The organism is Rhodococcus sp. R1101 (genome assembly GCF_000278445.1).
Taxonomy (GTDB): Bacteria; Actinomycetota; Actinomycetes; order Mycobacteriales; family Mycobacteriaceae; genus Rhodococcus; species Rhodococcus gordoniae.
Window position 1 is genome coordinate 1 of record NZ_AJVB01000241.1, and the last position, 5819, is coordinate 5819.

General features: G+C 70.9%; 7 protein-coding genes. All 7 read right to left on the minus strand.

The features are described 5' to 3' along the window. Positions 1 to 594 (minus strand): O-sialoglycoprotein endopeptidase (locus tag R1101_RS0114825; RefSeq protein WP_037223585.1); only part of this gene is annotated, 594 nt, incomplete at its 3' end. Positions 595 to 638: 44 nt separating this feature from the next. Next, complete coding sequence (rimI, locus tag R1101_RS0114830) at positions 639 to 1154, minus strand: ribosomal protein S18-alanine N-acetyltransferase (protein WP_016934188.1); 516 nt, start codon at positions 1152 to 1154, stop codon at positions 639 to 641. Next, a complete protein-coding gene (gene tsaB, locus R1101_RS0114835; RefSeq protein ID WP_016934189.1) occupies positions 1151 to 1819 on the minus strand; it encodes a tRNA (adenosine(37)-N6)-threonylcarbamoyltransferase complex dimerization subunit type 1 TsaB in 669 nt (222 codons plus the stop codon). The genes rimI and tsaB overlap by 4 nt, the downstream gene beginning before the upstream one ends. Before the next feature lie 91 nt (positions 1820 to 1910). After that, positions 1911 to 2369, minus strand: a complete 459-nt coding sequence (gene tsaE, locus R1101_RS0114840) for a tRNA (adenosine(37)-N6)-threonylcarbamoyltransferase complex ATPase subunit type 1 TsaE (protein ID WP_016934190.1) — start codon at positions 2367 to 2369, stop codon at positions 1911 to 1913. Positions 2370 to 2391: 22 nt separating this feature from the next. Next, entirely contained in the window at positions 2392 to 3450 is a 1059-nt protein-coding gene (locus R1101_RS0114845; protein WP_016934191.1) for an alpha/beta fold hydrolase, read from the minus strand. Further along, positions 3438 to 4628, minus strand: a complete 1191-nt coding sequence (gene alr, locus R1101_RS0114850) for an alanine racemase (RefSeq protein ID WP_016934192.1) — start codon at positions 4626 to 4628, stop codon at positions 3438 to 3440. Before alr ends, R1101_RS0114845 begins: the two co-directional genes overlap by 13 nt. Positions 4629 to 4686: 58 nt before the next feature. Beyond that, on the minus strand, positions 4687 to 5819 hold a 1133-nt coding region (locus tag R1101_RS0114855; protein WP_016934193.1), incomplete at its 5' end, for an NAD(P)H-hydrate dehydratase.

A 5819-nucleotide genomic window follows, 5' to 3' on the forward strand; every position in this document is an offset into this window, starting at 1 on the left:
ACCGGGGAAGACGACCGCGGTGGGATCGCCCTCGCGGGCCAGCCGGTCGACCTCGGGACCTCCCGGGTAGCCGAGCCCCAGCAGACGGGCGACCTTGTCGAAGGCCTCCCCGGCGGCGTCGTCGACGGTCGTGCCGAGTTCGACGATGGGCTTGCCGAGATGTTCGACGTGCAGCAGATGGGTGTGCCCACCGGAGACGAGCAGCGCCACGCAGGGCGGCATCGGCCCGTGTTCGAGGGTGTCGACCGCGACATGACCCGCGAGGTGGTTGATCGCGAAGAACGGCACGTTCCATGCCGCCGCGTAGGCCTTGGCCGCCGCAACACCGACGAGCAGTGCCCCCGCGAGACCCGGGCCGATCGTCACACACACCGCGTCCGGCTTCTCGAGCCCCGCTTCGTCCAGCGCACGCCGCATGGTCGGCACCATCGCTTCGAGGTGGGCGCGCGACGCGATCTCCGGCACCACACCACCGAATCGGGCATGCTCGTCGACACTCGACGCCACCGCGTCGGCCATCAGCTCGAGGGTGCCGTCGCCCACCCAGCGGACGATGCCGACACCGGTCTCGTCGCACGAACTCTCGATGCCCATCACGACGGGACACTCGGGCAGCTCGAATCGGGAACTGGTGGTGCTCACGCCGGTGACTCCTCTCGCGGATCCGGACGACGCATCGTGTACGCGTCCGCGCCGCTCGGCTGGTAGTAACGCTTCCTGGTTCCGACGATCTCGAAGCCCTCGCGCCGGTACAGGGCGATCGCCGGATCGTTGTCGGTGCGCACTTCGAGGAAGACCGGCCCTCCCCAGCGGTCGGCCACGGCCAGCAACTCGTCCAGCAGGGCCCCGCCGATCCCCCGGCGGCGCGCCGCGGGATCCACGCCGATGGTGTGCACCTCGGACTCGGGTCCGATCGCTGTACCGAGGCGCGCGAGCCCCGCGTAACCGATCAGGCGCCCCTGCGGGTCGCGCGCGGCGAAGTAGCGGTTGTGGGGCGCCGCCAGCTCGGAACGGAAGGCATCCGCACTCCACGGGTCGTCGCCGGGGAACAGGATCTGCTCGAGTTCGGCGCAGCGCGGCGCATCCTCAGGGCGCAGCGCATCGATGACGACTGCGTCGCCGGCGGCCGTGTTCTCCTCGGGGGTCGCGTTCATGCTCGACGGTTCGCGGTCTCCACCGCGTCGGGCCGGCGCAGGTACAGGGGAACGAGCGGGGCCGGTTCGGTACCCGCGCGCAGGGCGTCGGCGGCGACGGCCACCAGTCCTGCCGGGGACGGGCTCTGCACGTCCACCTCGGGGAGGTCGAACAGCGCGACATGCGACGGCGATCCGGCGACACGCACCGACGGCTCCGCGGGCACGTCGGCGGGCTTGTGCACCTCGGGTCCATCGATCCGGCGACCGCCGGAATAGCGCGACCAGTAGATCTCGCGACGACGGGCGTCGGTGACCACGAGCAGATCGTCGTCCGCACCGTGTTCGCGGTGGACGTCGGCGGCGATCGCATCGAGGCTGCACACACCGTGCACGGGGATTCCGAGAGCATCGCCGAAGGCGGCCGCGGTGGCCATGCCGACGCGGAGACCGGTGAACGGGCCGGGGCCGATGCCGACGACGATCGCGTCGAGATCCGAGGGTGCGGCACCGGCTTCGGCGAGGCACTCGAGGATCTGCGGCGTGAGGACTTCGGCGTGCGCTCGCGGATTGTCGGTGACCCGTGCGGCGACCACCTCGGGCCGGGCGTCGCTTCGACCACGGTCGAGACGGACGACTCCCGAGGTCACGGCGGGGGTGGCGGTATCGACGGCGAGCACGAGCACGATGTATCAGCCTACCCCGCGCGAACTGTCCGGTCGGTGCGCAGTGACCGAAGCCACCGGCAGGCAGTGCACTCCGGAGGCTTCCGGAGGGTCAGCCCACCCACTCCCAGGCGGCACGCCGGGTGTCGGTGCCCGGATCGCGCCGGAGCCGGACCCGCAGGTGCCGTTCGGCGAGCTGTTCGACCAGGCCACCACCCCATTCGACCACCACGATCGTGTCGGTCAGATCGGTGTCGAGGTCGAGCGCGTCGAGTTCGTCGAGGGCGTCCGGCCCGTCGCCGAGACGGTAGGCGTCGACGTGGACGAGCCCCACCGGTTCGCGGCCCTCCGGACTGCCCGGCCGGTGTTCGCGTGCGATGACGAAGGTCGGCGACGTCACGCGTCCCTCGACTCCGAGACCGGCGGCGATTCCCCGGGTCAGGGCCGTCTTGCCCGCGCCGAGAGGGCCGTCGAGCACCACGAGGTCGCCGGCACGCAACTCCGCTGCGAGCCGGCGGCCGAAGGCCTCGGTGTCCTCCACGGTCGGCAGTTCGATGCTCTGCTCACCCACCCGCGACCCATTCGATTGCGACTCATCCACTTGCGCTCTGCCTTCCGGTCACTCCCCGCGTGAAACTGCGCTGGATCAGGCGGTCGAGCGCACGGTCGACCACCTCGGGGAACTCGAGCTGGACCAGGTGCCCGGCACCGCGCACCCGCTCGAGTTCGACGTCGGGCAGCTCGTCCGCCAGCGCCTCGGAACTCGCGTACGGGATGACCATGTCGGCGTCCCCCGAGAGCACCAGGACGGGAACGGTGCCCAGGACGGGCAGTGCCGCGGACTCGTCGTGAAGTTCGAGGGTGCGGAGGAAGTTGACGATGGTCGGCACCGACGTCTCGTCGAGCATCCGGTCGGACAACTGCGCCAGGCGCGGGCTCACCACCGTGCCGTAGGACGCCGCGCGCAGGATCGGCGTCACGACAGCACGCGCAGCGCCGCGCGCGAACTGCACGAAACCGGGGGCGGTGCGCGCCGCATAACGGAACGCGTCGATCACCGGATTCTCGAGATTGCGTCCGATACCGGTCTTGCTGAGGCCTGCCGCGGTGGTCGCCAGGAGTCCGACCCCCACGATGCGGTCGCCGAACAGTTCGGGTCGCTGGGAGGCGAGGGCGATCGTGGTCATGCCGCCCATCGAGTGGCCCACGACGACCACCGGACCGGTGGGCGCGACCTCGTCGATCACCCGGCCCAGATCGCGGCCCAGCTGCGCGATGGTGCACTTCGACGAACCGGAGAAGCCGGATTCGCCGTGGCCACGCTGGTCGTAGAAGACGGCGCGCACGTCGCGTCCCCATTGTTCGCGCATATGCCGGTACTGCAGGTGCCAGGACTGCATCCGCAAGCAGTAGCCGTGGACGAACACGACGGTGAGCGGAGCCAGGGCCGAGCCGCTCTCGCGGACCACGAGCCGGACACCGTCCTCGGTGGTGACGATCCGGCGCGGGAGCCGGAGGATCTCGTCGAAGTCCTCGTTCCGGTAGATCTCGTGGGCGGGCGCTCCCGCGGTCCTGACCGCGTACAGACCCGCCGACGATGCGAGCGTCGCGAGGCTCGCACCGAGGAGTCCCATCCTGCTCACGAGGGACATGACGTCACGCTCCCTTCGCTCCCGACGTAGGTCCGGACCGTCCGTCCGCCGATCCCGGTCACGATCTCGTAGTTGATCGTGTCCAGTTTGTCGGCCCAGTCCTGGGCGTTCGGCTCTCCGTGACGCCCGTCACCGAAGAACAACGCTTCGTCGCCCTCGCTTACTCCGGCGCCGTCGGGACCGAGGTCGACGACGACCTGGTCCATGCACACGCGCCCGATCTGCGGGCACCGACGTCCGCCGAGCTGCACCTCGATGCGCCCGCTGAGATTGCGGCGGACCCCGTCCGCGTATCCCAGAGGCAACAGCGCCACCGTCGTATCCGCGGGAGCGGTCCAGGTGTGCCCGTAGGACACGCCGTCCCCCGCCTTCACCTTCTTCACCAGCACCACCCTCGCCCGTACGGTCATCACCGGCCGGAAGCCCATGTCGCCGAGTTCCGGGATCGGTGTCAATCCGTACATCGCAATTCCGGGCCGAACCATGTCGAATCGCAGGTCGGAGCGGGTGACGGTGGCCGCGGAGTTCGACAGATGCACCACCTCCGGTGCCAGGGAATGCCGCCGCAGATCCGCGACGGCCTCGCTCAGCCGGTCGCGCTGTTCGGCGTTGCCCGGATGCTCGGGCTCGTCGCCGTGAGCGAGGTGGGAGAAGGCACCGCGCAGGCGCACCACGCCCTCGGCCTGTGCCCGGCCGAGATCGCGGAGCATGTCGCCCCACTCGTCGACCGCCACTCCGTTGCGGTTCAGGCCGGTGTCGACCTTGACGGTGACGGTCGCAGTGATGCCCACCCGCCGGGCCGCCTCGACGACGGCCGCGAGGTGCCGTGGTGAGGACAGACCCAGTTCGATCCCGGCCTCCACTGCGGGAGCGAAGTCGGAGTCCGCAGTGTGCAGCCACGACAGGATCGGTGCCTCGATGCCTGCGGAGCGGAGTTCGAGGGCCTCGCCGAGCGTCGTCACACCCAGTTCGCGGGCGCCCGCGGTGAGCGCGGCCCGCGCCACCGGAACGGCTCCGTGGTTGTAGGCGTCGGCCTTGACCACGGCCATGACCGCGGCCGGACCCGCGTACTCCCGCAGCGCTCGCACATTCTCCGCCACGGCATCGAGATCGATGACCGCTTCCGCTTGTGGAAGGACGGTACGTGCAGGTCGCGGGGTGCGTTGGGTCGTGGTCACGTCTGTCGATCCTGCCACTGCGCCGCCGGACGCCGACGTCGCGTCCCCGTGTGCCACGTCACGATTCGGCAATATGGGTGCGCAGCAGGCGAATCGAGTCGCCGATGCGCGAGAGGATCGCGCTCGCCGAGATCGGTGCCGCGCCGGAGGCGTTCGGGTCCTGCGCGGCGAGGTTCGCGGCGAGTGCGTGGGCCCGTGCACCGGCGGCCGCGGCCAGGTCGACCGGCATGCCCGACGAGAGCAGAGACCCGATGATGCCGGCCAGCACGTCGCCGGCGCCCGCGGTCGACGCCCACGAGCCGCCCGCGTCGTTGACGAAGACATGCCCGTCGGGTCGTGCCACGAGCGTCACCCGGCCTTTGAGCAGCACGTGCACACCCCAGTCGGCGGCGAGGGAACGGACCGCCCCGACCCGGTCCGGTTCGGGACGATTCCCGGTCAGACGCGCGAACTCGCCGGCATGCGGGGTGAGCAGGGTGGGCGCGGACCGTCCCTGCACCAGATCGGGGACGCGGGCGAGCAGAGTCAGCCCGTCGGCGTCGACGAGCACCGGCAGGTCGGTGGCGAGGATGTCGCGCAGGGTCGCGCAGGCCTCGTCGTCTGTACCGGCACCGGGGCCGACCACCCAGGCCTGAACTCGTCCGGTCTCGGCCACCGAGGGTGACACGACGACTTCGGGGAACCGCGCGAGCACCTCGGAGGCACCCGACCCGGCGTAGCGCACCATGCCGGAGGTCGCGGCGACGGCCGCGCCCGTGCACAGCACGCCGGCGCCGGGATATCTCGCGCTGCCCGCGCGGATACCCACCACGCCCTGGCTGTACTTGTCGTCGTCGGCGCCGGGAACCGGCCAGATCGCGCCGACCTCCGACGGTTCGGCCGCGACCAGCCGCGCTTCGGGAAGGGTGAGTCCGATATCGACGAGGTCGACCCGTCCGCACTGTGTCGGAGCGAGGGCATGCACCGGTTTGCAGGCGCCGAAGGTGACGGTGACGGCGGCCGTCACCGCAGGTCCGTCCGTCGCACCCGTGTCGGGGTCGACGCCGCTGGGTGTGTCGACCGCGACGATCGGCGCGGAGATCGCGTCGACGAGGGCGGCAGCGACCGGTCGCAGCGACCCGCGGCCCGAGATGCCGACGATCCCGTCGAGCACGATGTCGGGATCGCCGAGGTGGTCGCTCGTCGCAGAGT